The 25,373-nt window shown below is 71.3% G+C and carries 22 protein-coding genes; 2 read left to right on the plus strand and 20 right to left on the minus strand.

Annotation, left to right across the window (positions count from 1 at the left end; genetic code table 11):
• Positions 1-44: 44 nt before the first annotated feature.
• The 6 genes from carB to pyrR all read right to left on the minus strand — a co-directional run bounded on the left by carB (position 45) and on the right by pyrR (position 8,041).
• Positions 45-3,353: a carbamoyl-phosphate synthase large subunit gene (gene carB, locus RNL97_RS04805; RefSeq protein WP_030589561.1), complete on the minus strand. Its 3,309-nt coding sequence runs from the start codon at positions 3,351-3,353 to the stop codon at positions 45-47.
• Positions 3,346-4,485: a glutamine-hydrolyzing carbamoyl-phosphate synthase small subunit gene (gene carA / locus RNL97_RS04810; protein ID WP_030589564.1), complete on the minus strand. Its 1,140-nt coding sequence runs from the start codon at positions 4,483-4,485 to the stop codon at positions 3,346-3,348. The genes carB and carA overlap by 8 nt, the downstream gene beginning before the upstream one ends.
• Positions 4,482-5,090 (minus strand): PH-like domain-containing protein, encoded by a 609-nt coding sequence (locus tag RNL97_RS04815; protein ID WP_313750413.1) that lies wholly within the window; start codon positions 5,088-5,090, stop codon positions 4,482-4,484. The genes carA and RNL97_RS04815 overlap by 4 nt, the downstream gene beginning before the upstream one ends.
• Positions 5,087-6,373, minus strand: coding sequence for a dihydroorotase (locus RNL97_RS04820; RefSeq protein ID WP_030589570.1), 1,287 nt, complete (start codon positions 6,371-6,373; stop codon positions 5,087-5,089). The genes RNL97_RS04815 and RNL97_RS04820 overlap by 4 nt, the downstream gene beginning before the upstream one ends.
• A gap of 2 nt (positions 6,374-6,375) precedes the next feature.
• Positions 6,376-7,362 carry an aspartate carbamoyltransferase catalytic subunit gene (locus tag RNL97_RS04825; RefSeq protein WP_030589572.1) on the minus strand — a complete coding sequence of 329 codons (987 nt, stop codon included), beginning with the start codon at positions 7,360-7,362 and terminating at the stop codon, positions 6,376-6,378.
• 94 nt (positions 7,363-7,456) lie between these two features.
• Positions 7,457-8,041, minus strand: coding sequence for a bifunctional pyr operon transcriptional regulator/uracil phosphoribosyltransferase PyrR (pyrR, locus tag RNL97_RS04830; protein WP_030589575.1), 585 nt, complete (start codon positions 8,039-8,041; stop codon positions 7,457-7,459).
• A 222-nt stretch (positions 8,042-8,263) separates the two neighbouring features.
• On the opposite strand from pyrR, the gene bldD reads away from it, so the two are divergent.
• Positions 8,264-8,764 carry a transcriptional regulator BldD gene (gene bldD / locus RNL97_RS04835; protein ID WP_006123181.1) on the plus strand — a complete coding sequence of 167 codons (501 nt, stop codon included), beginning with the start codon at positions 8,264-8,266 and terminating at the stop codon, positions 8,762-8,764.
• Positions 8,765-8,942: 178 nt separating this feature from the next.
• On the opposite strand, the gene nusB is transcribed toward bldD, so the two are convergent.
• The 13 genes from nusB to RNL97_RS04900 form a co-directional block, all read right to left on the minus strand.
• Positions 8,943-9,374 carry a transcription antitermination factor NusB gene (nusB, locus tag RNL97_RS04840; RefSeq protein ID WP_010057335.1) on the minus strand — a complete coding sequence of 144 codons (432 nt, stop codon included), beginning with the start codon at positions 9,372-9,374 and terminating at the stop codon, positions 8,943-8,945.
• A gap of 2 nt (positions 9,375-9,376) precedes the next feature.
• A complete protein-coding gene (gene efp, locus RNL97_RS04845) occupies positions 9,377-9,943 on the minus strand; it encodes an elongation factor P (protein ID WP_006123185.1) in 567 nt (188 codons plus the stop codon).
• 50 nt (positions 9,944-9,993) lie between these two features.
• A complete protein-coding gene (locus tag RNL97_RS04850; protein WP_243313457.1) occupies positions 9,994-11,100 on the minus strand; it encodes a M24 family metallopeptidase in 1,107 nt (368 codons plus the stop codon).
• Between the two features lie 67 nt (positions 11,101-11,167).
• Positions 11,168-12,073: a Pro-rich N-terminal domain-containing protein gene (locus RNL97_RS04855; RefSeq protein WP_313750414.1), complete on the minus strand. Its 906-nt coding sequence runs from the start codon at positions 12,071-12,073 to the stop codon at positions 11,168-11,170.
• Positions 12,074-12,213: 140 nt separating this feature from the next.
• On the minus strand, positions 12,214-12,654 hold the full coding sequence (aroQ, locus tag RNL97_RS04860) for a type II 3-dehydroquinate dehydratase (protein WP_006123190.1): 441 nt from the start codon (positions 12,652-12,654) through the stop codon (positions 12,214-12,216).
• Positions 12,651-14,288, minus strand: coding sequence for a 3-dehydroquinate synthase (gene aroB / locus RNL97_RS04865; protein ID WP_078652134.1), 1,638 nt, complete (start codon positions 14,286-14,288; stop codon positions 12,651-12,653). Before aroB ends, aroQ begins: the two co-directional genes overlap by 4 nt.
• The gene (aroC, locus tag RNL97_RS04870; RefSeq protein WP_030589590.1) at positions 14,285-15,469 is read right to left on the minus strand and encodes a chorismate synthase; all 1,185 of its coding nucleotides are present in this window, start codon (positions 15,467-15,469) and stop codon (positions 14,285-14,287) included. Before aroC ends, aroB begins: the two co-directional genes overlap by 4 nt.
• Before the next feature lie 144 nt (positions 15,470-15,613).
• Entirely contained in the window at positions 15,614-16,441 is an 828-nt protein-coding gene (locus RNL97_RS04875; protein WP_243313464.1) for a shikimate dehydrogenase, read from the minus strand.
• A complete protein-coding gene (gene mltG / locus RNL97_RS04880) occupies positions 16,438-18,204 on the minus strand; it encodes an endolytic transglycosylase MltG (protein ID WP_313750415.1) in 1,767 nt (588 codons plus the stop codon). Before mltG ends, RNL97_RS04875 begins: the two co-directional genes overlap by 4 nt.
• 98 nt (positions 18,205-18,302) lie before the next feature.
• A complete protein-coding gene (ruvX, locus tag RNL97_RS04885; RefSeq protein WP_030589598.1) occupies positions 18,303-18,776 on the minus strand; it encodes a Holliday junction resolvase RuvX in 474 nt (157 codons plus the stop codon).
• An 8-nt stretch (positions 18,777-18,784) separates the two neighbouring features.
• A complete protein-coding gene (alaS, locus tag RNL97_RS04890) occupies positions 18,785-21,454 on the minus strand; it encodes an alanine--tRNA ligase (RefSeq protein ID WP_243313468.1) in 2,670 nt (889 codons plus the stop codon).
• Positions 21,454-21,813 (minus strand): DUF6167 family protein, encoded by a 360-nt coding sequence (locus tag RNL97_RS04895; protein ID WP_313750416.1) that lies wholly within the window; start codon positions 21,811-21,813, stop codon positions 21,454-21,456. The genes alaS and RNL97_RS04895 overlap by 1 nt, the downstream gene beginning before the upstream one ends.
• Before the next feature lie 7 nt (positions 21,814-21,820).
• The gene (locus RNL97_RS04900) at positions 21,821-22,276 is read right to left on the minus strand and encodes a DUF948 domain-containing protein (protein WP_030589607.1); all 456 of its coding nucleotides are present in this window, start codon (positions 22,274-22,276) and stop codon (positions 21,821-21,823) included.
• Positions 22,277-22,495: 219 nt separating this feature from the next.
• Here RNL97_RS04900 and RNL97_RS04905 point away from each other — a divergent pair, with 219 nt between their 5' ends.
• Complete coding sequence (locus tag RNL97_RS04905) at positions 22,496-24,709, plus strand: ATP-binding protein (protein ID WP_313750417.1); 2,214 nt, start codon at positions 22,496-22,498, stop codon at positions 24,707-24,709.
• A gap of 17 nt (positions 24,710-24,726) precedes the next feature.
• Here RNL97_RS04905 and rpsD read toward each other — a convergent pair whose 3' ends face one another.
• A complete protein-coding gene (rpsD, locus tag RNL97_RS04910; RefSeq protein ID WP_006123201.1) occupies positions 24,727-25,341 on the minus strand; it encodes a 30S ribosomal protein S4 in 615 nt (204 codons plus the stop codon).
• Positions 25,342-25,373: the final 32 nt, after the last annotated feature.

Here is a 25,373-nt window from a genome sequence, read left to right on the forward strand (position 1 = left end):
GGCGGATCGGGCGCGGACCCGGCCGTGATCCGCCGGGTCCCCCCTCAGTCGCGGGCCGCGGTCAGATGCTCGGCGTGTTCCTGGAGGGAACGGACGCCCACGCCACCGTGGTTGAGGGCGTCGATGCCCTGGACGGCGGCGGCGAGCGCCTGGACCGTGGTCAGGCACGGTACGGAGCGGGAGACGGCCGCGGTGCGGATGTCGTAGCCGTCGAGGCGGCCGCCGGTGCCGTACGGCGTGTTGACGATGAGGTCGACCTCGCCGTCGTGGATGAGCTGGACGATCGTCTTCTCGCCGTTGGGGCCGGGGCCCTCGGACTGCTTGCGCACGACCGTGGCGTTGATGCCGTTGCGCTTGAGGACCTCGGCGGTGCCGGAGGTGGCCATCAGCTCGAAGCCGTGGGCGACCAGCTCGCGGGCCGGGAAGATCATCGAGCGCTTGTCCCGGTTGGCGACCGAGATGAACGCGCGGCCCTTGGTGGGCAGCGGGCCGTACGCGCCGGCCTGCGACTTGGCGTACGCCGTGCCGAAGACCGAGTCGATGCCCATGACCTCGCCGGTGGAGCGCATCTCCGGGCCGAGGACCGTGTCGACGCCCCGGCCGTGGATGTCGCGGAAGCGCGACCACGGCATCACGGCCTCCTTGACGGAGATCGGCGCGTCCAGCGGCAGCGTGCCGCCGTCGCCGGTCTTCGGCAGCAGGCCCTCCTCGCGCAGCTCGGCGATGGTCGCGCCCAGCGAGATGCGGGCGGCGGCCTTGGCGAGCGGGACGGCGGTCGCCTTCGAGGTGAAGGGAACCGTGCGGGAGGCGCGCGGGTTGGCTTCCAGGACGTAGAGGATGTCGCCGGAGAGCGCGAACTGGATGTTGATCAGGCCGAGCACGCCGACACCCTTGGCGATGCCCTCGGTGGAGGCGCGCAGCCGCTTGATGTCGAAGCCGCCGAGGGTGATCGGGGGCAGGGCGCAGGCCGAGTCGCCGGAGTGGATGCCGGCCTCCTCGATGTGCTCCATGACGCCGCCGAGGTAGAGCTCGTGGCCGTCGTAGAGGGCGTCCACGTCGATCTCGATGGCGTCGTCGAGGAAGCGGTCGACCAGGACCGGCCGGGTGGGGCTGATCTCGGTGGACTCGGCGATGTACGCGGCGAGGCGCGTCTCGTCGTACACGATCTCCATGCCGCGGCCGCCGAGGACGTAGGACGGCCGTACGAGGACGGGGTAGCCGATCTCGTCGGCGATGGCCTTGGCCTCGGCGAAGGTGGTGGCCGTGCCGTGCTTGGGCGCGGGCAGTCCGGCCTCGGCGAGGACCCGGCCGAAGGCGCCGCGGTCCTCGGCGGCGTGGATCGCCTCCGGGGAGGTGCCGACGACGGGCACGCCGTTGTCCTTGAGCGCCTGCGAGAGACCGAGCGGGGTCTGGCCGCCGAGCTGCACGATGACACCGGCGATCGGGCCCGCCAGCGATTCGGCGTGCACGATCTCCAGGACGTCCTCCAGGGTGAGCGGCTCGAAGTAGAGCCGGTCGGAGGTGTCGTAGTCGGTGGAGACGGTCTCCGGGTTGCAGTTGACCATGACGGTCTCGAAGCCCGCGTCGCTCAGGGCGAAGGAGGCGTGCACACAGGAGTAGTCGAACTCGATGCCCTGGCCGATGCGGTTGGGGCCCGAGCCGAGGATGATCACGGCCGGCTTGGTGCGGGTCGCGACCTCGCTCTCCTCGTCGTAGGAGGAGTAGAAGTACGGCGTCTTCGCGGCGAACTCGGCGGCGCAGGTGTCGACCGTCTTGTAGACCGGGCGGATGCCGAGCGCGTGCCGGACCTCGCGGACGACGTCCTCGCGCAGCCCGCGGATCTCGCCGATCTGGGCGTCGGAGAAGCCGTGCCGCTTGGCCTCGGCGATCAGGTCGGCGTCCAGGCGTTCGGCGGAGGCCAGCTCGTCGGCGATCTCCTTGATCAGGAAGAGCTGGTCGACGAACCAGGGGTCGATCTTCGTGGCGTCGAAGACCTCTTCCGGGGTGGCTCCGGCGCGGATCGCCTGCATGACGGTGTTGATACGGCCGTCGGTCGGGCGGACCGCTTCGGCGAGCAGCTCGGCCTTGTCGCCGACCGGGCCGGTGAAGGCGAACTGCGAGCCCTTCTTCTCCAGCGAGCGCAGGGCCTTCTGGAGGGCCTCGGTGAAGTTCCGGCCGATGGCCATGGCCTCGCCCACCGACTTCATGGTGGTGGTGAGGGTGGCGTCCGCGGAGGGGAACTTCTCGAAGGCGAAGCGGGGGGCCTTGACGACGACGTAGTCGAGGGTCGGCTCGAAGGAGGCCGGGGTCTTCTCGGTGATGTCGTTGGGGATCTCGTCCAGGGTGTAACCCACGGCCAGCTTGGCGGCGATCTTGGCGATCGGGAAGCCGGTGGCCTTGGAGGCGAGCGCCGAGGAGCGGGAGACGCGCGGGTTCATCTCGATGACGATGACCCGGCCGTCGGCGGGGTCGATGGCGAACTGGATGTTGCAGCCGCCGGTGTCGACGCCGACCTCGCGGATGATCGCGATACCGACGTCGCGCAGCCGCTGGTACTCGCGGTCGGTGAGCGTCATCGCCGGGGCGACGGTGATCGAGTCGCCGGTGTGGACGCCCATCGGGTCGAAGTTCTCGATGGAGCAGACGACCACGACGTTGTCGTGTCGGTCGCGCATCAGCTCCAGCTCGTACTCCTTCCACCCGAGGATGGACTCCTCCAGGAGCACCTCGGTGGTCGGGGAGAGCGTGAGGCCCTGTCCGGCGATGCGGCGCAGCTCCTCCTCGTCGTGGGCGAAGCCGGAGCCGGCGCCGCCCATGGTGAAGGAGGGGCGGACGACGACGGGGTAGCCGCCGAGGGTGTCGACGCCGGCGATGACGTCGTCCATGGAGTGGCAGATGACGGAGCGGGCGGACTCGCCGTAGCCGATCTTCTCCTTGACGGCTTCCACGACGCCCTTGAAGAGGTCGCGGTCCTCGCCCTTGTTGATCGCCTCGACGTTGGCGCCGATCAGCTCGACGCCGTACTTCTCCAGGACACCGTTCTCGTGCATGGAGATCGCGGTGTTCAGCGCGGTCTGGCCGCCGAGGGTGGGCAGGAGGGCGTCGGGGCGCTCCTTGGCGATGATCTTCTCGACGAACTCGGGGGTGATCGGCTCGACGTAGGTGGCGTCGGCGATCTCCGGGTCGGTCATGATCGTCGCCGGGTTGGAGTTCACCAGGATGACGCGCAGGCCCTCGGCCTTGAGGACGCGGCAGGCCTGGGTGCCGGAGTAGTCGAACTCGGCGGCCTGGCCGATGACGATCGGACCGGAGCCGATGACCAGGACGGACTGGATATCGGAGCGCTTAGGCACGCTGGCCCTCCATCAGGGAAACGAAGCGGTCGAAGAGGTACGCGGCGTCGTGCGGGCCGGCGGCCGCCTCGGGGTGGTACTGGACGCTGAACGCGGGCCGGTCCAGGAGCTGGAGCCCCTCGACGACCTGGTCGTTCAGGCAGACGTGGGAGACCTCGGCGCGGCCGAACTCCGTGTCGGAGACCTTGTCGAGCGGGGCGTCGACCGCGAAGCCGTGGTTGTGCGCGGTGACCTCGACCTTGCCGGTGGCGCGGTCCTGCACCGGCTGGTTGATGCCGCGGTGGCCGTACTTCAGCTTGTAGGTGCCGAAGCCGAGCGCGCGGCCGAGGATCTGGTTGCCGAAGCAGATGCCGAAGAGCGGGGTGGAGCGCTCCAGGACGCCGCGCATGAGGGCGACCGGGTGGTCGGCGGCCGAGGGGTCGCCGGGGCCGTTGGAGAAGAAGACGCCGTCGGGCCCGACCGCGTACACCTCTTCCAGGGTGGCGGTCGCGGGCAGGACGTGCACCTCGATGCCGCGCTCGGCCATCCGGTGCGGGGTCATGCCCTTGATGCCGAGGTCGATCGCGGCGACGGTGAACTTCTTCGTGCCGATCGCGGGGACGACGTACGCCTCCTTCGTCGCCACTTCGGCGGAGAGGTCGGCGCCGGTCATCTCGGGGGCCTGGCGGACCCGGGCGAGCAGGGTGCCCTCGTCGGGGATGGCGTTGCCGGAGAAGATCCCGACGCGCATCGCGCCGCGCTCGCGCAGGTGGCGGGTGAGGGCGCGGGTGTCGACGCCGCTGATGCCGACGACGCCCTGGGCGGCCAGCTCCTCGTCCAGCGAGCGCTGCGAGCGCCAGTTGGAGGGCTTGCGGGCGGGGTCGCGGACGACGTAGCCGGAGACCCAGATACGGGCGGACTCGGGGTCCTCGTCGTTGACGCCGGTGTTGCCGACGTGCGGGGCCGTCATGACGACGACCTGGCGGTGGTACGAGGGGTCGGTCAGCGTTTCCTGGTAGCCGGTCATGCCGGTGGAGAACACCGCTTCGCCGAAGGTCTCCCCCACGGCCCCGTAGGCGCGGCCGCGGAAGGCGCGGCCGTCCTCCAGGACGAGTACGGCGGGGGTCTGTGCCCCCCGGGTGGAGAGGGTCATCGTGCGGTGCCTTCCGTAGTGGTGCTGGTGAGTTCGGTGGCGGCCGGGGTGCCGGTGAGCCGGTTGACGGCGTCGACCCAGGCCTGGTGCTCGGCGGCGCGGTCGGAGCGGAAGCCGGAGTCGATCAGCGTCTCGCCGTGCGCCCAGGTGATGATCAGCAGGCCGCCCTCGGGGAGGACCTTGCCCGCGAGCGCCTTGTCGAGCCGGGCCTCGCGCAGGGCGCCGACCGGGATGAAGAAGTCGGCCGCCTGGGGGCGTACGACGTCCAGGCCGCGGGCGGTGAGCGTCAGCTCGGTACGGCTGCGGGTGCCCAGCCCGTGCGCGACGATCCGGTCGAGCCACTGACCGGCGGTGGTGGAGGCGTGGTAGCGCCCCTCCAGCGTCAGCAGAGTCTCGTCGTCGGCGAAGTCCTCGGGGGTGGCCGGGAGCTCCGGCAGGTCGGACTGGAGGCTGGCGCGCCACTTCCAGCCCTGGCGCATCAGCCAGTAGACGAGGGCGATGAAGACGAGCAGGCCGATCACCCAGGCGATGCGGGCGGCCCAGTCCGTCACTTCCGCCGACTTCTGCTCGGCGGCCAGGTGGTACAGGGGGGTCAGAGTTGTCACGCGAGCTTCCCGTCGACGACCGTGGCACGGCCCCGCAGGAAGGTGTGGGTGACACGGCCCGGCAGCTCACGGCCCTCGTAGGGGGTGTTGCGGCTGCGGGACGCGAAGCCCGCGGGGTCCACTGCTCCACGGTATGCCGGATCGACCAGAGTGAGGTTGGCGGGCTCACCCGCCGAGACGGGACGGCCGTGGCCTTCGAGCCGGCCGATGGCCGCCGGGCGGAAGGACATGCGGTCGGCGACGCCCGCCCAGTCGATCAGACCGGTGTCCACCATCGTCTGCTGGACGACCGAGAGCGCGGTCTCCAGGCCCACCATGCCCATGGCGGCCGCGGCCCACTCGCAGTCCTTGTCCTCGTGCGGGTGAGGGGCGTGGTCGGTGGCGACGCAGTCGATCGTGCCGTCGGCGAGGGCCTCGCGCAGGGCCAGGACGTCGGCCTCGGTGCGCAGCGGCGGGTTCACCTTGTAGACGGGGTTGTAGGTGCGGACCAGCTCGTCGGTGAGGAGGAGGTGGTGCGGGGTGACTTCGGCGGTGACGTTCCAGCCCTTGGACTTGGCCCAGCGGACGATCTCCACGGAGCCGGCCGTGGAGAGGTGGCAGATGTGGACGCGGGAGCCGACGTGGGCGGCGAGGAGGACGTCGCGGGCGATGATCGACTCCTCGGCGACGGCGGGCCACCCGCCGAGTCCCAGCTCGGCCGAGACGATGCCCTCGTTCATCTGGGCGCCCTCGGTGAGGCGGGGCTCCTGGGCGTGCTGGGCGACGACGCCGTCGAAGGCCTTCACGTACTCCAGGGCTCGGCGCATGATCACCGCGTCGTCGACGCACTTGCCGTCGTCGGAGAAGACCTTCACCCCGGCGGCCGAGTCGTGCATGGCGCCGAGCTCGGCGAGCTTCTTGCCCTCCAGGCCGACGGTGACGGCGCCGACGGGCTGCACGTCGCAGTAGCCGGACTCCTTGCCGAGCCGCCAGACCTGCTCGACGACGCCGGCGGTGTCGGCGACGGGGAAGGTGTTGGCCATGGCGTGCACGGCGGTGAAGCCGCCGACGGCCGCGGCCTTGGTGCCGGTGAGGACGGTCTCGGAGTCCTCGCGGCCGGGTTCGCGCAGATGGGTGTGGAGGTCGACCAGGCCGGGCAGCAGGACCTGCCCCTCGGCCTCGATCACGTTGGCGCCGTCGGCGTCGAGGCCGTTGCCCACCTCGGCGATGGTCTCGCCATCGATCAGGACGTCCTGCGGTTCGCCGCCGAGGATGCGCGCACCGCGGATGATGATCTTGCTCATGGTCACTTGTTCTCCTCGGAACGGGCGGGGGCGGCGGACAGCGCGGTGTCGGAGCCGCCGAGCAGCAGGTAGAGCACGGCCATGCGGATGGAGACGCCGTTGGCGACCTGCTCGACGACCGTGCAGCGGTCGGAGTCGGCGACCTCGGCGGTGATCTCCATGCCGCGGACCATGGGGCCGGGGTGCATGACGACGGCGTGTTCGGGCATCTTCGCCATCCGCTCGCCGTTCAGGCCGTAGCGGCGGGAGTACTCGCGCTCGGTCGGGAAGTAGGCGGCGTTCATCCGTTCGCGCTGCACACGCAGCATCATCACCGCGTCGGACTTCGCCAGCACGTCGTCGAGGCTGTAGCTGACGTCGCAGGGCCACTGCTCGACGCCGACGGGGACGAGGGTGGGCGGGGCCACCAGGGTGACGTGCGCGCCGAGCGTGGTGAGCAGGTGGACGTTGGAGCGGGCGACGCGGCTGTGCAGGATGTCGCCGACGATCGTGATGCGGCGGCCGTCCAGGTCGCGGCCGAGCCCGGCGTCGGGGCCGACGAGCCGGCGGCGCATGGTGAAGGCGTCCAGCAGGGCCTGGGTGGGGTGCTCGTGGGTGCCGTCCCCGGCGTTGACCACGGCCCCGTCGATCCAGCCGGAGGTGGCGAGCCGGTAGGGGGCTCCGGAAGCGCCGTGCCGGATGACGACGGCGTCGGCGCCCATCGCCTCCAGGGTGAGCGCGGTGTCCTTCAGGGACTCGCCCTTGGAGACGGAGGAGCCCTTGGCGGAGAAGTTGATGACGTCGGCGGACAGCCGCTTGGCGGCCGCCTCGAAGGAGATGCGGGTACGGGTCGAGTCCTCGAAGAAGAGGTTGACGACGGTACGGCCACGCAGGGTGGGGAGCTTCTTGATCGGCCGGTCCGCGACCCGGGCCATCTCCTCGGCGGTGTCGAGGATCAGGACGGCGTCGTCGCGGGTGAGGTCGGCGGCCGAGATGAGGTGACGCTTCATCTGGGGTTCTCCGGGTGGCTGGAGGGGGTTTCAGGCATGCGGGCGCGCAAAAGGGCGCCGTACAGCCCCATGAGGGCGTACGGGAGGGCTCGGGCTACTGCGCGTCCGCGGGGGCGGCCTGCTTGACGCCGAGCAGCACGGCGTCGCGGCCGTCCTCCTCGGCGAGCTGGACCTTGACCGTCTCCCGCAGCGACGTGGGGAGGTTCTTGCCGACGTAGTCCGCGCGGATCGGGAGCTCCCGGTGGCCGCGGTCGACGAGGACCGCGAGCTGAACCGCGCGGGGGCGGCCGATGTCGCCGAGCGCGTCGAGGGCGGCGCGGATCGTGCGGCCGGAGAAGAGCACGTCGTCGACCAGGACGACCAGGCTGCCCTCGATCCCCTCGCCGGGGATCTCGGTGCGGGCCAGGGCGCGCGCCGGGCGCAGCCGCAGGTCGTCGCGGTACATGGTGATGTCGAGCGATCCGACCGGCGTCTTCCGGCCGGTGATCTGTTCGAGTTTGTCGGCGAGCCGACGGGCGAGGAACACGCCCCGGGTCGGAATGCCGAGCAGCACCACGTCGTCGGCGCCCTTGGCGCGTTCGACGATCTCGTGGGCGATACGGGTCAGCACACGGGCGATGTCGGGGGCCTCGAGAACAGGGCGCGCCGCGTTGCCGGTGTCGTCGTGCTGTGCGTCCATAAGAAACGGACCTCCTTCTCCGCCTCACGGGACGGATCGTTAAAGGACGTCGAATTTGCGTCATCCACGCTACCAGGGCTTGCGCCCGGCCCTGGCCCCACCCCCGGGAGGTGCCGGTCCGGACCATTCGGCTTGACGCATCCAAGTAACGCTGCGTAACCTCACAGTGAGTTACCAGCCACGCGGCGGAGCCGCACACTGTTCCAGCGTCCGGGGAGCCATATGTCCAGCGAATACGCAAAACAGCTCGGGGCCAAACTCCGTGCCATCCGCACCCAGCAGGGCCTCTCCCTCCACGGCGTGGAGGAGAAGTCCCAGGGTCGCTGGAAGGCCGTCGTGGTCGGTTCGTACGAGCGCGGCGACCGTGCCGTGACCGTGCAGCGCCTCGCCGAGCTGGCGGACTTCTACGGGGTCCCGGTGCAGGAGCTGCTGCCCGGCACGACGCCGGGCGGAGCCGCCGAGCCGCCGCCGAAGCTCGTCCTGGACCTGGAGCGTCTCGCCCACGTCCCGCCGGAGAAGGCCGGTCCGCTGCAGCGCTACGCGGCGACCATCCAGAGCCAGCGCGGTGACTACAACGGCAAGGTGCTCTCGATCCGCCAGGACGACCTGCGCACGCTGGCCGTGATCTACGACCAGTCGCCGTCCGTGCTGACGGAGCAGCTCATCAGCTGGGGCGTGCTGGACGCGGACGCGCGCCGCGCGGTCTCCCACGACGAGAGCTGAGCGAGCGGGGCCGGACCCCACAGCAGAAACGTGCCGCCGGGTGGGCGGGGACCTCCGGGCCCCGCCCACCCGGCGTTCTCGTGCCCACATGTTCCTCGTGGCCCGGGTACGCCGAAGGGCCCGCGGCCGGCCGGCCGCGGGCCCTTTGTGGTGTGCGGCCGAATCACGGCCGCCGGGGCTACTGCTCCCGGCGGAGGTTCGGCTTGAGATCCTTGAAACGGGCCAGCAGGCCGTTCACGAAGGACGGGGAGTCATCGGTGGAGAACTCCTTGGCGAGCTGGACGGCCTCGTCGATCACCACGGCGTCCGGGGTCTCGTCCATCCAGATCAGCTCGTAGGCACCGAGCCGCAGGATGCTCCGGTCGACGACCGGCATACGGTCGATCTCCCAGTCCACGGCGTAGGTGACGATGAGGTCGTCGATCCGGTCCGCGTACTGCGCGTACCCCTCGACGAGCTCCATCGTGAACTCACCGACCGGCGGCTGACGGTCGTCGGTCCGCGAGTGCCGTACCCAGTCCGCGAGGACGCTCTGCACGGACTCACCGCGCTGGTCGGCCTCGAAGAGAATCTGGAAGGCGCGCTTGCGGGCCTTGTTCCGGGCGGCCACGGTTAGCTGTTCACCCGGCCGAGGTAGTCGCCCGAGCGGGTGTCGACCTTGATCTTCTCGCCGGTGGTGATGAAGAGCGGGACACCGATCTCGTAACCGGTCTCCAGCGTGGCGGGCTTGGTGCCGCCGGTGGAGCGGTCGCCCTGGACGCCCGGGTCGGTGTGCTGGATCGTCAGCTCGACGGCGGCGGGCAGCTCGACGTAGAGCACCTCGCCCTCGTACTGGGCGACGGAGGCGGTGAAGCCCTCGATCAGGAAGTTGGCGGCGTCGCCGACGGCCTTGCGGTCGACCATGAGCTGGTCGTACGTGTCCATGTCCATGAAGACGAAGTACTCGCCGTCCATGTACGAGAACTGCATGTCGCGGCGGTCAATGGTGGCCGTCTCGACCTTCACGCCGGCGTTGAACGTCTTGTCGACGACCTTCCCGGAGAGCACGTTCTTGAGCTTGGTGCGCACGAAGGCAGGGCCCTTGCCGGGCTTGACGTGCTGGAACTCGACGACGGACCAGAGCTGGCCTCCGTCGAGCTTGAGCACCATGCCGTTCTTGAGGTCGTTCGTGGAAGCCACGGTTGCGGAATCTCCTGGACTGAAGCTGGTGGAACGACCGAGGATCCGCGCTAGAGCGCGAGCAGCTCCTTGGTCGTCATGGTGAGTAGCTCGGGTCCGCCGTCCGCCTCGGGGCGCACGACGAGCGTGTCATCGATCCGGACACCGCCCCGGCCCGGGAGGTGGACCCCCGGTCCGACGGTGACCGGCACACAAGCGTCCAGTTTACCCATGGCTGTCGGTGCCAGTTGCGGGTCCTCCTCGATTTCGAGCCCCACACCGTGCCCGGTGCTCGGCTGGAGGCACTCTCCGTGCCCCGCGGACTCCAGCGGATGCCGGGCCGCGCGGTCCACGTCCCGGTAGGCGGCACCGGGCGCCAGAGCCTCCCTGCCTGCCCGCTGAGCGGCGAAAACAAGGTCGTACAGCTCGATCTGCCACTCGGCGGGGGCGGTGCCGATGACGAACGTCCGGCCGATCTCGCAGCGGTAGCCGTGGTAGCTCGCGCCGAGGCGGACGGAGAGGAAATCTCCCTCCTCCACCCTGCGGTCCGAGGGCCGGTGGCACCTCTGGCCGGAGTTGGGTCCGGTGGCCACCGAGGTGGCGAAGGCGGGACCGTCCGCCCCGTGGTCGACGAGGCGGCGCTCCAGTTCCAGGGCGAGGTGGCGTTCGGTGCGGCCGACCAGGATCGATTCGAGGAGTTCGCCGAGTGCCTGGTCGGTGATCTCGGCGGCGATCCGGAGGCAGCCGATCTCCTCCTCGTCCTTGACGATCCGCTGCTGTTCCACGGTGAAGCCCAGATCGGCCAGGGCCAGGCGCGGGGCCGACTTCCCCATGGCCCGGTGCCGGGCCACGGTCAGATCGTGCTCCTCGACGGCGAGCGACCGGGTGCCCGACGCGGCGGCGAGACCGGCGGCGGCGACCACCGGGTCCTCGTCCGGGAGGGGCAGGAGGTCGACCCGCAGGGCCTCGTCGGGCCGCCCGTTGGCGCCTTCGCCGGTCGGGGGGCGGGGGCAGAGCAGAACGTCCTCGCCGGGGCCGAGCAGCAGCACGGCGCCGGGGGGCGCTCCGCCCGCGAGATAGCGGACGTTGGCGGGGCGGGAGACCAGGGCGGCCGCGGAGCCCGCGGCGGCGCACCGGTCGCGGAGCAGCCCGCGTCGGACGGCGTGCACCTCTGACATGGTTCGAGCGTACGAGCGGGTGCGGTGGCCCGCCCGGCCAGCGCATCCGACCGGGGGGCGGGCTCCGCTACCAGGCGGGCGGGCTCGCGATGGAGCGGGCCAGCACGTCGTCCAGGACGCGGGCGGTGGTCTCGACGTCGTACGTGGAGTTGTCGATGATCGGGAGGCCGGAGCCGTACCACCCGGCCATCCGGCCGTGGATGCGGGCGACCTCCTCGTCGGAGAGCCGGCGGTTGCCGCTGCGCTCCGCGTTGCGCTCCAGGACGATCTCCAGGCCGGGCAGCAGGACCACGGGCAGCAGACCGGGGCCCACGTGGCGCTTCCAGCCGCCGAGGCCGACGACCGGGCGGTCGGGGAAAACGGCGTCGTCGAGGATGCAGGAGATGCCGTTGGCGAGGAAGTTGCGGGCGGCGAAGCCGCAGGTGCGGCGGGCCAGGCGGTACTGGGCCTCGGAGTGGTCGTTCCAGCCGGCCTGCGGGTCGGCGAAGCCGGAGCGGACCCATTCGCGGACGTCGTCGAGGGAGACGTGGGCGGTGGGCACCCGGCGGCGGGCCGCCCAGAGCTTGGCGACGGTGGTCTTGCCCGCCCCGGCCGGGCCGATGAGCAGCACGGCGAGCGTCGCACCGCCGGTGCCGGGCTCGGCGGGGGGTGCGGGCAGCGGCACGGGTCCGCCCGGGGGCAGCTGGACGTGACCGGTGTGCCCGACGGCCTCCCTGGCGGGGGGTGTGGGGCCGGTGCCGCTCCAGCCGGGGGCCGGGGCCTGGCCGGGTGCGGGCGACGGCTGAGCGTGCCGGGGGGCGGGAGGAGCCTGGCCGGGGGGCGGGGGCGAGGGCTGTGCCTGGCCGGGACCCGGAGGCGGCGGGGGTATCGGGGGCGGGCCGGGGTGGCCGGGGTGCTGGGCCTGGTACGGCCGGCCGACGTGCCCGCTACCGGGTCCGTGGGGCGGCAGCGGGGCCCCCACTGCGTGCTGCATCCGGTGCCACTCCGTCTCGTCACTGCAACTGGCGCTGCTGGGAGGGCTACCGTACCTTCCCGGGCCGTCTCGGGGTGAACGGCCCGGGAGGGTACGAAGTGCCCGTCGGCCGCGCGGCGGGCGGACGGGAACCGCGGGTGTCAGTCCGTCAGTTCGTCGGCCAGGGCGCGCAGGGCGAGCCGGTAGGAGCCGATGCCGAACCCGGCCACCGTGCCCGTGGCCACCGCTGCGACCACGGAGGTGTGCCGGAACTCCTCGCGGGTGTACGGGTTGGAGATGTGCACCTCGATCAGCGGGGCGGTGCGCTGGGCCGCCGCGTCCCGCATGCCGTACGAGTAGTGCGTGAAGGCGCCCGGGTTGAGAACGACCGGAATCGATCCGTCCGCCGCCTCGTGGAGCCAGCGGATCAGCTCGCCCTCGTCGTTGGTCTCCCGTACGTCGACGTCGAAGCCGAGCTCCTTGCCCAGCGTGGTGCAGGTCTCGACGAGTCCGGCGTAGGAGGTGGCCCCGTAGACGTCGGGCTCGCGCGAGCCGAGTCGGCCGAGGTTGGGGCCGTTGAGGACGAGGACCCTGCGGGTCACGCGGAGACCTCCCCGTAGGCGGCGAGCAGCACGGCCGGGTCGGGGCCCTCCAGGACGGTGGGCTTGCCGATGCCGTCCAGGACGATGAAGCGCAGAAGGTCGCCGCGCGACTTCTTGTCGACCTTCATGTTCTCCAGCAGCTTGGGCCACTGGTCGCCGCGGTAGGTGAGGGGCAGGCCCACCGACTCCAGGATCCTCCGGTGCCGGTCGGCGGTGGCGTCGTCGAGGCGTCCGGCGAGCCGGCCCAGCTCGGCGGCGAAGACCATGCCGATGGAGACGGCCGCGCCGTGGCGCCACTTGTAGCGCTCGTTCTTCTCGATCGCGTGCCCCAGCGTGTGGCCGTAGTTGAGGATTTCGCGGAGTCCGGACTCCTTGAGGTCGCTGGAGACCACCTCGGCCTTGACCCGGATGGACCGCTCGATCAGCTCGGCGGTGTGCGGCCCGGACGGCGTACGGGCACCCTCGGGGTCGGCCTCGACCAGGTCGAGGATGACGGGGTCGGCGATGAACCCGGCCTTGATGATCTCGGCCATGCCGGAGACGTAGTCGTGGACCGGCAGCGATGCGAGGGCGGCGAGGTCGCAGAGGACCCCGGCGGGCGGGTGGAAGGCGCCCACGAGGTTCTTGCCCTCGGCGGTGTTGATGCCGGTCTTGCCCCCGACGGCCGCGTCGACCATGCCGAGCACGGTGGTGGGGACAGCGATCCAGCGGACCCCGCGCAGCCAGCTGGCGGCGACGAATCCGGCGACGTCCGTGGTGGCCCCGCCGCCGATGCCGACGATGACGTCGGTGCGGGTGAAGCCCGTCTGGCCGAGCGCCTTCCAGCAGTAGGCGGCGACCTCGACGGTCTTGGCCTCCTCCGCGTTGGGCAGCTGGATCGCGATGGCCTCGTACCCCTGGTCGGCCAGATCCTGGCGGACTGCCTCACCGGTCTCGGCGAGCGCCTCGGGGTGCAGGACGGCGACCCGCTTCGCACGGTCGCCGATGAGCTGGGGCAGCTCGCCGAGGAGCTGGTGGCCGACGAGGACCTCGTACGGGTCGGAACCCGCGGAGCCTGCGACCTGGATGCGGGTGGGGGCCTGCTGCGTCATGCCGGTGTTCTCCACGCCGGGGGCGGCTTGGCCCTCCGGCAGTTCCAGTGCGTCGATGATCGCCTGGGCGACCTCTTCGGGGGTGTGCTCGTCGGTCGCGACGACGGTACGGGCGACCTCTTCGTACAGATGGCGGCGGGCGTCCATCAGCTCGCGCCACTGCCGGCGCGGGTTGACCGCGAGCAGCGGGCGGGCGGCGCCGAGCCCGACGCGGCGGACGGCCTCGTCCACGTCCATGGAGAGGTAGACGACCGGCCGGCCGGCCAGAAGCTCCCTGGTCGCCCCGTCCAGGACGGCTCCGCCACCGAGGGAGAGGACGCCGGGGTGCCCGGCGAGGGCGGCGGCGACGGCGCGGCGCTCCAGGGCACGGAAGTGCTCCTCGCCCTCGTCGTAGAAGATCTCCGCGATCGGCTTGCCGGCCTCGGCGACGATGTCCGCGTCGGTGTCCCGGTAGGTGGTGCCGAGCCGGGCGGCGAGCAGTTCGCCGACGGTGGACTTGCCGACGCCCATCGGGCCGACGAGGACGACCAGGGGGCCGCTCATCGGATCTGGAGGTGGTCGAGGTACGACTGGACGTTGCGGCGGGTCTCGGCCACGCTGTCGCCGCCGAACTTCTCCGCGACCGCGTCGGCCAGGACCAGGGCGACCATCGCCTCCGCGACGATGCCCGCGGCCGGGACGGCGCAGACGTCGGAGCGCTGGTGGTGGGCCTTGGTGGCCTCGCCGGTGGTCACGTCCACGGTGGCCAGCGCGCGCGGCACGGTCGCGATGGGCTTCATCGCGGCGCGGACACGCAGCAGTTCGCCGGTGGTCAGACCGCCCTCGGTGCCGCCGGAGCGGCCGGAGGTGCGCTTGATGCCCTCGTCGGTGGCGACGATCTCGTCGTGCGCCTGGGAGCCGGGGACCCGGGCCAGCTCGAAGCCGTCGCCGACCTCGACGCCCTTGATCGCCTGGATGCCCATGAGGGCCGCGGCGAGCCGGGCGTCCAGGCGCCGGTCCCAGTGCACGTGCGAGCCGAGCCCGACGGGCACGCCGTACGCGAGCACCTCGACGACGCCGCCGAGGGTGTCGCCGTCCTTGTGGGCCTGGTCGATCTCGGCCACCATCGCCTTGGACGCGTCGGCGTCCAGGCAGCGGACCGGGTCGGCGTCCAGCTTCTCCACGTCACCGGGGACCGGGACGACGCCGTAGGGCGCCTTGGCCGCGGCCAGCTCGACGACATGGCTGACGATCTCGATGCCCGCGGTCTCCTTGAGGTAGGAGCGGGCGACGGTCCCGAGGGCGACGCGGGCGGCGGTCTCCCGGGCGCTGGCACGCTCCAGGACCGGCCGGGCCTCGTCGAAGCCGTACTTCTGCATCCCCGCGAGGTCGGCGTGGCCGGGCCGGGGCCGGGTCAGCGGGGCGTTACGGGCGAGCTGGGCGAGCTCCTCCGGATCGACCGGGTCGGCCGACATGACCTGCTCCCACTTGGGCCACTCGGTGTTGCCGACCATGACGGCGACCGGGGAGCCCATGGTGAGCCCGTGGCGTACCCCGCCGAGGAAGGTGACCTCGTCCTTCTCGAACTTCATCCGCGCGCCGCGGCCGTACCCGAGCCGTCGCCGGGCCAGCGCCTCCGCCACCATCTCCGTCGTGATCGGGACACCGGCGGGAAGACCCTCCAGCGTCGCCACCAGTGCGGGTCCGTGCGACTCCCCCGCGGTCAGCCAACGCAACCTGCTCAACGGTGCTCCTCATGCTCGCGCCTGAAATCCAACGGCGCCACCGGGTGCGCGGCCCTGGCCCGCCGCCCCCGATCCTCCCACGAACGGAGGCACGATCCGGTCCCCGGTCCAGCAGACGGACCGGCGACGCCGAGAGGCGGCCGGTCAGCGGGAACCGAGCGCGGCTTCCCCGGCCTGCCGCATGGCGGTCAGCGGCGCCGGGACCCGGCCGGTCATCTGCTCGACCTGGAGCAGCGCCTGGTGCACGAGGAGGTCGAGCCCGCCGACGACCGCCCCGCCGTGGGCGGACCAGGCGGCGGCGAGTCGGGTGGGCCACGGCTCGTACAGCACGTCGAAGAGGATGCCCGGAGCCTGGGGCACGGAGCCGGTGAAGGCGTCCGTCGCGCCCGCCGGGGTGGTGGCGATGACCAGTGGTGCGCTCAGGGCCGCCGCCGCGTCCGCCCAGTCGGCGGTCCGGACGTCGACCCCGAGCCGCTCCCCCCAGCCGCGCATCTCGGCGGCCCGCTCGGGGCTGCGCACATACGCCGTGACCGGCCCGGCACAGACCACGGCGAGCGCGGCCAGCGCGGAGGAGGCGGTGGCACCGGCGCCGAGGACGGCGGCGGATTCCACCTTGTCGACGCCGCGTTCCCGCAGGGCGGCGACCATGCCGGGGATGTCGGTGTTGTCGCCGACCCGGCGGCCGTCCCCGGTGAACACCACCGTGTTGACGGCCTCCACGGAGGCGGCCGTCGCGCTGACCTCGTCGAGCAGCGGGATGATCGCCCGCTTGAGCGGCATGGTCAGGGACAGCCCCGCCCAGGAGGCGTCCAGCCCTTCGACGAACCCGGGCAGCGCGGCCTCGTCGACCTCGAACCGGTCGTAGGACCAGTGCTCCAGGCCGAGCTCGGCGTAGGCGGCGCGGTGCAGGACCGGGGAGAGGGAGTGGGCGATGGGCGAGCCGAGGACGGCGGCCCGGTGTGGCGCGCTCACTGGCCGGCCTTCCCGTCCTCGTACTCCCGCCGGTTCTTCTCGTGCTCCTCGTTGGTCTCGGCGAAGACGGTCTTGTCCTCGTTGATCGAGACGAAGTAGTACCAGGGGCCCGGTGTGGGATTCATGGCCGAGTGCAGGGCGTCCGCACCCGGGTTGCTGATGGGGCCGGACGGCAGGCCGATGATCTTGTACGTGTTGTACGGGTCGTCGATCTTCCGCAGATCGTCGACGGCTCCGACGTCCAGGGTGCTCTGGCCCTTGATGTAGTTGACCGTGGAGTCGAATTCCAGCCGCCCGACGGTCTCCATGTTGCCCGGCTTGAGCCGGTTGTAGACGACCCGCGCGACCTTGTCGAAGTCGTGCTTGTACTTGCCCTCGACCTGCACGAGGCTGGCGACGGTGACGAGCTCCCACGGGGTCTTCAGGCCGAGCTTCTTCGCGCTGGCCTCCAGGTCGAGCTTGCCGTACTCCTTGTTCGCCCGCGCGACCATCCGCTTCAGCGCGTCCTCGGGCTTGGACCCCTTGGCGACCGGATAGGCCGCCGGATAGAGGAATCCTTCCAGCGGGTCCTTGACGTCCGGGTTGTCATCGGCCCAGTCGGGCAGTCCGAGGCTCTCCGCCTTGGTCTTGGCGACGTCGGCCGTGGTGCCTTCCTTGAGCTTGAGCCGCTTGTCGATCATCTTGTAGACCGTCGTGTTGCGCGTCCCCTCAGGGATCACCAACGCGTTCTGGCTCTTCGGATCGAGCATCAGCGTGACCGCGCTGGCCGCCGACATCTCCTTGTTCAGGAGGTAGACACCGGCCTGGATCAACTTGCCCTTGGGATTGTCGTTCTGCGCCGCGACAAAGGCGTCGGACGACTTGATGACCCCCTGCTTGCGCAGAATGTTCGCGATGTCGTACCCGAACGCGCCCTCGGGGATCTCGACCTCGACCTGCTCGCTGGTGCCCGACCCCGCGTAGTCGGCCGGGGCGCCGAACTGCTTCTGCCAGAAGGTGTAGCCGACGTAGCCGACGCCCCCGAGGCCGCCGACCAGGACGACCGAGACCACCAGGCAGGCACAGCCGCTGCGGCTCTTCTTCTTGCTCTTGCCGCCCCGGCGCTCATTGCCGCCGCGGTCGCGGCGCGCGGAGCGTGATCCGTCGTCGTCCGGGTCATCGTCGTCGCGCGGCTCACGGTCGCCCGGTCCGTCCGCACCGGTGAAGAAGGGGTGCGTCTCCTCCTGCGGCTGATCCGGGTCCCAGTCCGTCGACGCCTGCTGCTGAGGCTGCTGCTGTTCGGGAGCGGTGTCGCGGCGGCCCGGGGGCTGCGGCGGAGGGTAGGCCTCCGGCGTGCCGTAGTAGTCCTGGCCCGTGTCGTAGCCGCCGGGGTGCTGCGCGTACGGGCCCTGGGGCTCGGCCCCGTACGGCATGGCCGCCTGCTGACCGGTGTCCCAGCCGCCGTTGTACTGCGGCTGGGCACCGGGCTGCTGGGCGTACGGGTCCTGCTCGGGCGTGCCGTACTGCTGGTGGTTCTGCTGCTGGTGCTGGTGGTTCTGCTGCTGGCCGTACTGCTGATGCTGGTCGTACGGCTGCTGGTGACCCTGGTACTGCTGATGGTTCTGGTGCTGCTGGGCGTACGGGTCCTGCGGATAGGACTGCTGCTGGTCGCCGTACTGGCCCTGGCCGTGGGCGGCCTGGCGGCCTTCCCATCCCTGGTCCCCGTACAGAGGATCCTCGGGATGCCACGGTTCGGAGCCGGGGCCCCGGCCATACTCAGTCATCGATCCCCTAGAGCCGCGAGACGACGTTCCGTCTCTTCGCTTCGCCGTGCGGTCTATTCGAACACCGCCGCATCGCGCGGAACGTTACCGTATCGCGATCAGACAACCACTTCGACGCCCTCGCCCGGGGGATTGCCTGACGCCCGTTCGGACTCCAGAGCGTTCTGAAGGATCACCACAGCGGCAGCCTGGTCGATGACAGACCGGCCTTTCTTGGACTTCACGCCCGAGGCGCGCATGCCCTGAGCCGCCGTCACTGTGGTCATCCTCTCGTCCACCAGTCGCACCGGAACCGGCGCGATCGACCGGGCGAACGTCTGCGCGAACTCCCGGACCTTGGCGGCCGCGGGGCCCTCGCCGCCGCCGAGGGAGCGCGGCAGGCCGAGGATGACCTCGATCGGCTCGTACTCCTCGACGAGTCCGCGGAGCCGCCGGTGGGCGGCCGGGACATCGCGTCCCGGCACGGTCTCCACCGGCGTGGCCAGGATCCCGTCGGGGTCGCACGACGCGACCCCGATCCGGGCGTCCCCGACGTCGACGGCGAGCCGCCGGCCTCGGCGCATCTGCGTCATCGCGCTCGTCACGCCGTCTCGGTGACGAGGCGTTCGACCGCGGCAACGGCGTCGCCGATGGCGGCCGGGTCCGTGCCGCCGCCCTGGGCGACGTCCGGCTTGCCGCCGCCACCGCCGCCGAGGGTCTTCGCGGCCGTACGCACCAGGTCACCGGCCTTGAGTCCGCGCTCGCGGGCGGCCTCGTTGGTGGCGATGACGGTGAGCGGGCGGCCGTTGGCCGTGGTGAACAGGGCCACGACGGCCGCGCGGCCGCCCTGGATGCGGCCTCGCACGTCCAGCACCAGCTTGCGCAGGTCGTCGGCGGAGGTGCCGTCGGGTACCTGACCGGTGACCAGGGCGACGCCGCGGACGTCCTTGGCGGACTCGACGAGCCCGGCGGCGGCCGCGAGGACCTTCTCCGCGCGGAACTTCTCGATCTCCTTCTCGGCGTCCTTCAGCTTGCCGAGCATGCCCGCGATCTTCTCGGGAAGCTCCTCGGGACGGCCCTTGACCAGCTCCTGGAGCTGGGCGACGACCGTGTGCTCCTTGGCGAGGAAGTTGTACGCGTCCACACCGACGAGGGCCTCGATACGGCGCACGCCGGAGCCGATGGAGGACTCGCCGAGCAGCTTCACCAGACCCAGCTGGGCGGTGTTGTGGACGTGGGTGCCGCCGCACAGCTCCTTGGAGAAGTCGCCGATGGTGACGACCCGGACCCGCTCGCCGTACTTCTCGCCGAACTCGGCGATGGCGCCCTGCTTCTTGGCCTCGTCGATCGACATGACCTCGGCCTGGACGTCCAGCTCCCGCGAGAGGACCTCGTTGATCCGCTGCTCCACGTCGGTGAGGACCGTGCCGGGGACGGCGGCGGGCGAACCGAAGTCGAAGCGGAAGCGGCCCGGGGAGTTCTCGGAGCCGGCCTGGGCGGCCGTCGGGCCGAGCGCGTCGCGCAGCGCCTGGTGCGTGAGGTGCGTGGCGCTGTGGGCGCGGGCGATGGCCCGGCGGCGGGTGGCGTCGATGGAGGCGAAGACGGGGGCTCCGACCGTCACTTCGCCGACCTGGACGACGCCCTTGTGGACGTGGACGCCGGGGACCGGCTTCTGGACGTCGCGGACCTCGATCACGGCACCCGTGTCGAGCCGGATACGGCCGGTGTCGGCGAGCTGGCCGCCGCCCTCGGCGTAGAAGGGGGTGCGGTCGAGGACGACCTCGACCTCGTCGCCCTCGGTGGCGGCGGGCGAGGGCACACCGTCGACCAGCAGGCCGACGATGGTGGACTCGCCGGCGAGGCTGGTGTAGCCGGTGAACTCGGTGGCGCCTGCGTTGTCGGCGACCTCGCGGTAGGCGGAGAGGTCGGCGTGACCGGTCTTCTTGGCGCGGGCGTCGGCCTTGGCCTTGTCGCGCTGCTCCTGCATGAGGCGGCGGAAGCCGTCCTCGTCCACGGAGAGCCCCTGCTCGGCGGCCATCTCCAGGGTGAGGTCGATCGGGAAGCCCCAGGTGTCGTGGAGCAGGAACGCCTTGTCCCCGGCGAGGACCTTGCCACCGGCGGCCCTGGTCTCGGTGACCGCGGTCTCCAGGATGTTGGTGCCGCCCTTGAGGGCCTTGAGGAAGGCGGCCTCCTCCGCGAGCGCGACCGTCTCGATGCGCTTGCGGTCGGTGATCAGCTCCGGGTACTGCTGCCCCATCGTGTCGATCACGACGTCGGTGAGGTCCTTGACGACCGTGCCGGTGGCGCCCAGCAGACGCATGTTGCGGATGGCGCGGCGCATGATGCGGCGCAGCACGTAGCCGCGGCCCTCGTTGCCGGGGGTGACGCCGTCGCCGATGAGCATCACCGACGTACGGATGTGGTCGGCGACGACGCGGAGCGAGACGTCCGTGGACCGCTCGGCGCCGTAGCGGACGCCGGTCAGCTCGGTGGCCTTGTCCATGACGACGCGCAGGGTGTCGGTCTCGTACATGTTCTGTACGCCCTGGAGGATCATCGCCAGGCGTTCCAGGCCGAGACCGGTGTCGATGTTCTTGGACGGCAGGTCCCCGAGGATCGGGAAGTCCTCCTTGCCGTCGCCCGCGCCGCGCTCGTACTGCATGAAGACCAGGTTCCAGATCTCCACGTACCGCTCGTCGTTGACGGCCGGGCCGCCCTCGGGGCCGAACTCGGGGCCGCGGTCGTAGTTGATCTCCGAGCAGGGCCCGCAGGGTCCGGGGACGCCCATGGACCAGAAGTTGTCCTTCTTGCCCAGGCGCTGGATGCGCTCGGCGGGGACGCCGATCTTGTCGCGCCAGATGGCCTCGGCCTCGTCGTCGTCGAGGTAGACCGTGATCCAGAGCTTCTCGGGGTCGAGGCCGTAGCCGCCGTCCTCGACGGAGTTGGTCAGGGCCTCCCAGGCGAGCTGGATGGCCCCCTCCTTGAAGTAGTCCCCGAAGGAGAAGTTGCCGCACATCTGGAAGAAGGTGCCGTGGCGGGTGGTCTTGCCGACCTCTTCGATGTCCGGCGTGCGCACGCACTTCTGCACGCTGGTGACGCGCGGGGCGGGCGGCTTGGCCTCGCCGAGGAAGTACGGCTTGAAGGGGACCATGCCCGCGGGGACCAGCAGCAGAGTCGGGTCGTCCGCGATGAGCGACGCCGAAGGCACGGCAGTGTGACCGCGCTCCTCGAAGAAGCTCAGCCAGCGGCGGCGAATTTCAGCCGACTCCATCAGTGGTCCTCATTCCGGTTGTTCGAGTTGTCGGTGTTCGATGGGGAGGGGAGCTTGCGGTACGTGTTCGGGTGCGCGGGTTCGGCCGCTTCGACGGCGTAGTGCCTCTGTACGGGGAGGTCCTGGTCGACCGGGGTCTCCAGGCCGAGGGCGCCGCCCAGTTCGGCTTCGCGCCGGACCATGCCCTCGCGTACGTCGAGGGCGAAGTCCTTGAGCCTGTGACCGGCCTCGATCGCCTTGTCCGCGGCCTGCGCCGCGAGGCTCTCGGGGGTCAGCTGCTTGATCTTGCGGTTGACCTTGGTGGTGGCCCACACACCGGCGGCTGCGCCGGCGGTGAACCAGAACGTGCGGCGGAACATCGCTCGATCAGTCCTTCTGTCCGCGGGCGTTTCGGCGTTCGCTCCTGCGTCCGCGCGCCGAGGGTACGGTCCGGCCGACGACCACCGTGCGGCGGGCGGAGCCACGGCCCCGCGCCGGTTCCGGGGCGGGCTCGGTGCGGCGGCTGAGCGCCTGCCGTACGCCGTAGCCGAAGGCGGCGACCTTGACGAGGGGGCCGCCGAAGGTGGAGGCGACGGTGGTGGAGAGCGCGGAGGCGTTGGAGGTGACCTCCTGGACGTCGCTCGCGATGGCGTCGACCTTGTCCAGCTGGGTCTGCGCGGAGCGCACCGTCGCCGAGGCGTCGGCCAGCAGCGGAACGGCCTGTTCGGTCACGTCCGCGACGAGTTTGGTGGTCGCCCTGAGCGTCTGGGCGAGCCTCACCAGCACCACGGCGAGGAACGAGACCAGGATCGCCCAGAAGACGGCCACGAGAATCCCGGCCACCTCTCCACCGGACACTGTGCACCGCTCTCTGCTTGTCGATCGGCCCCTTCGGGGGCTTGTCTCCGTCGGTGGCGCCGGCTGCCGCCCGCGCGCCCGATCGTCGTCCCACGAGCCTATCGCGCCGCGCATCTCCTCCCCTACCGCATTCCCCGCGGGCCGGGCGGGAGTTGTCCGGCGAGATTGTACGGAGAGCTTTCAAACCAGTACGCTCCGTGTTTCATGCGACGCCTGCAGGACCCCTTCCCGAATCCCGATGACCCCGATGCCCGTCCCGGGGCGGCGCCCGGCAACCTCCCGGCCGAACTGACCAGGTTCGTGGGCCGCGAGGAGGAACTGGCCGAGCTCGGCGAGCTGCTGGAGGAGTCCCGGCTCGTCACCGTCGCCGGCGTGGCGGGCGTGGGCAAGACCCGGTGCGTCATCCGCGTCGCCGCGCTCCGGGAGAAACGGTACTGCGACGGAGTTCTGCTGGCCGAGCTGTCCACCGTCCGCGATGCCGACCTGCTGGAACACGCCCTGATCGACGCCCTGGGGCTGGCCGATCACACCAGTCGGCCGCCGCGCGCCGTCCTCGTCGAACACCTCCGCGAGCGCCGGACGCTGCTGGTGATCGACGGTTTCGAGCACCTCGTCGACGCCTGCGCCGACCTCCTGGCCGATCTGCTGCGCCGGGCCCCGGGCCTCCAGGTCCTCGCGGCCGGGCGCTGCCCGCTGCGGGTGGACGGGGAGCGGACGTACTCGCTCGCCCCGATGTCCGACGGGGACGCGGTGGAGCTCTTCACCGAACGGGTGCGCGGGGTGCGGCAGGGCTGGGCGCCCGCGGTGGACGAGCGGGCGGCCGTGCTGGAGCTCTGCCACCGCCTCGACGGCATTCCGCTGGCCCTGGAGCTGGCGGCCGGGCGGCTGCGCGCCCTCTCGGTGGAACAGGTGCTGGTGCGCCTCGACGACCGGTTCCAACTGCTGACCGGCGGCCGTCGCGGTGCGCCGCCGCGCCACCAGACGCTGCGGACGGCGATCGGCTGGAGCCATGAGCTGTGCACGCCCGAGCAGCGGCTGCTGTGGGCGCGGCTCTCGGTCTTCGCCGGGCAGTTCGACCTGGAGGCCGCCGAATACATCTGCGGCGGGGCGGATCTGCCGGCCGACTCGGTGCTCGATGTGCTGGACGAGCTGATCGCGCAGTCGGTGGTGGAGCGCGAGGACGGCCCGGCCGGGGCCCGCTACCGGCTGCTGGACACCGTCAGCGAGTACGGGGCGCAGTGGCTGGTGGCCACCGGGGACGCCCAGCGGCTGCGGCGCCGGCACCGGGACTGGTTCCTGGGGCTCGCGACCTGGTGCGAGCTGGACTGGTTCAGTCCGCGCCAGGCCGAGGTGGCGGCGCGGATCGACAGCGAACTGCCCAACCTTCGCCGGGCGATGGAATGTTCGATGGAGAGCCCCGACGAGGTGCATCTCGCGCAGCATCTTGCGGGCACCCTGTGGTTCTACTGGACCGGCTGCGGGCGGTTGTCCGAGGGGCGGCACTGGCTGGACCACGTCCTGGAAGAGCCGACCCCGCACGACGCCGCACGGCTGAAGGTGCTGTGGGTGCTGGGCTATGTGGCGGTGCTCCAGGGCGACGCGGTGGGCGCGATCTCGGCGCTCCAGGAGTGCCGGGAGGAGGCCGAGCGCCGCGGGGACGCGACGGCGCTGGCGTACGCCGTGCACCGCACGGGGTGTCTGGCGATCATGACGGACGACATGCCGCGCGCCGAGGAGCTGCTGCGCGAGGCGCTCGGCCGGTACCGCGAGGTCGGCGAGCTGAACAGCAACGTCCTGATGGCACAGGTGGAGCTGGCCATGGCGGTGGCGTTCCTCGGCGATCTGGACGCGGCGGCGGTGATCTGCGACGAGGTCCGGGAGATCTGCGAGGACCACGGGGAGCGGTGGGCGCTGGCGTACGCGCTGTACGTCCTGGCGTACGCGGCGCTGCGGCGGGGGCGGCCGGCACGGGCGCGGCAGATGCTCGGCGCGTGCCTGACGATCGGCCGGACGTTCAACGACCTGCTGGGCACGGTGCTGTCGCTGGAGCTGCTGGCGCTGGTGACGGCGGTGGAAGGCGACGCCGGGGAGGCCGCCGTGCTCCAGGGCGCGGCGGAGGGCATCTGGCCGTCGGTGGGCCCGCAGCTGTTCGGCTCGGCGTTCTACGGGCGACCGCGGGTGGAGTGCGAGGAGCAGGTGCGCCGGGAGTTGGGGAACGCGGCGTACGAGGAGGGGTTGCGGGTGGGCCGGCGGCTGGATCCGGCCACGGCGGTCGACCGGGCCCTGGCCGGTGGCGGACCGGGTGCGCCGGTGGACGCGCCGGGCGCGGGCGGGGTGCCGGCGCCGGGCGGGCCCGGCGGAACGCGAAGGCCCGCCGCCTCCCGGATGACAGGGAGGGGCGGGCCGGAGCGCTGGTGAGAGCGGCTACGCCTGGATCAGCGGGCGTAGTACTCGACGACGAGCTGCTCGTCGCAGATCACCGGGATCTCCTTGCGGTTCGGGTCCCGGTCCAGGCGGAAGGCCAGGGCCTTCAGGTTCACCTGGAGGTAGCGCGGGGTCTCACCCTCGGTGTCGTAGCCACCCTCGCGGGCCACCTGGAAGGGGACCTTGGAGCGGCTGCGCTCGCGGACCTGGACGATGTCGTCCGGGCGCACGCGGAAGGACGGCTTGTCGACCTTGCCACCGTTGACCTCGATGTGGCCGTGGACGACCATCTGACGGGCCTGGTAGATGGTGCGGGCGATGCCCGAACGCAGGACCAGGGCGTCGAGACGGCGCTCGAGCTCGACGACCAGCGCCTCGCCCGTCTTGCCCTCGGCCTTCTTGGCACGGTCGTAGGCGCGCGCCATCTGGCGCTCGCTGATGTCGTACTGCGCACGCAGGCGCTGCTTCTCCAGCAGACGGACCTTGTAGTCCGAGTTCTGCTTGCGGCCACGGCCGTGCTCACCCGGCGGGTACGGACGAGCTTCGAAGTACTTGACAGCCTTGGGCGTCAGGGCGATGCCGAGGGCACGCGACTTCTTGACCTTGGGACGCGACTGGTTAGGCACGTTCTCCAGACCTCCGTTGTAGGTTAGGTTAG

The sequence above is a fragment of the Streptomyces parvus genome (assembly GCF_032121415.1).
GTDB classification, from domain to species: Bacteria; Actinomycetota; Actinomycetes; order Streptomycetales; family Streptomycetaceae; genus Streptomyces; species Streptomyces globisporus_A.

Coding starts and splice junctions, on each gene's coding strand:
- RNL97_RS04895 (WP_313750416.1), bottom strand. CDS start 21,813: ATGTTCCGCCGCACGTTCTGGTTCACCGCCGGCGCAGCCGCCGGTGTG.
- carA (WP_030589564.1), bottom strand. CDS start 4,485: ATGACCCTCTCCACCCGGGGGGCACAGACCCCCGCCGTACTCGTCCTG.
- RNL97_RS04905 (WP_313750417.1), top strand. CDS start 22,496: ATGCGACGCCTGCAGGACCCCTTCCCGAATCCCGATGACCCCGATGCC.
- RNL97_RS04850 (WP_243313457.1), bottom strand. CDS start 11,100: ATGTCAGAGGTGCACGCCGTCCGACGCGGGCTGCTCCGCGACCGGTGC.
- RNL97_RS04820 (WP_030589570.1), bottom strand. CDS start 6,373: ATGAGCAAGATCATCATCCGCGGTGCGCGCATCCTCGGCGGCGAACCG.
- ruvX (WP_030589598.1), bottom strand. CDS start 18,776: ATGACGCAGATGCGCCGAGGCCGGCGGCTCGCCGTCGACGTCGGGGAC.
- RNL97_RS04855 (WP_313750414.1), bottom strand. CDS start 12,073: ATGCAGCACGCAGTGGGGGCCCCGCTGCCGCCCCACGGACCCGGTAGC.
- bldD (WP_006123181.1), top strand. CDS start 8,264: ATGTCCAGCGAATACGCAAAACAGCTCGGGGCCAAACTCCGTGCCATC.
- mltG (WP_313750415.1), bottom strand. CDS start 18,204: ATGACTGAGTATGGCCGGGGCCCCGGCTCCGAACCGTGGCATCCCGAG.
- alaS (WP_243313468.1), bottom strand. CDS start 21,454: ATGGAGTCGGCTGAAATTCGCCGCCGCTGGCTGAGCTTCTTCGAGGAG.
- aroB (WP_078652134.1), bottom strand. CDS start 14,288: ATGAGCGGCCCCCTGGTCGTCCTCGTCGGCCCGATGGGCGTCGGCAAG.
- pyrR (WP_030589575.1), bottom strand. CDS start 8,041: ATGGACGCACAGCACGACGACACCGGCAACGCGGCGCGCCCTGTTCTC.
- RNL97_RS04825 (WP_030589572.1), bottom strand. CDS start 7,362: ATGAAGCGTCACCTCATCTCGGCCGCCGACCTCACCCGCGACGACGCC.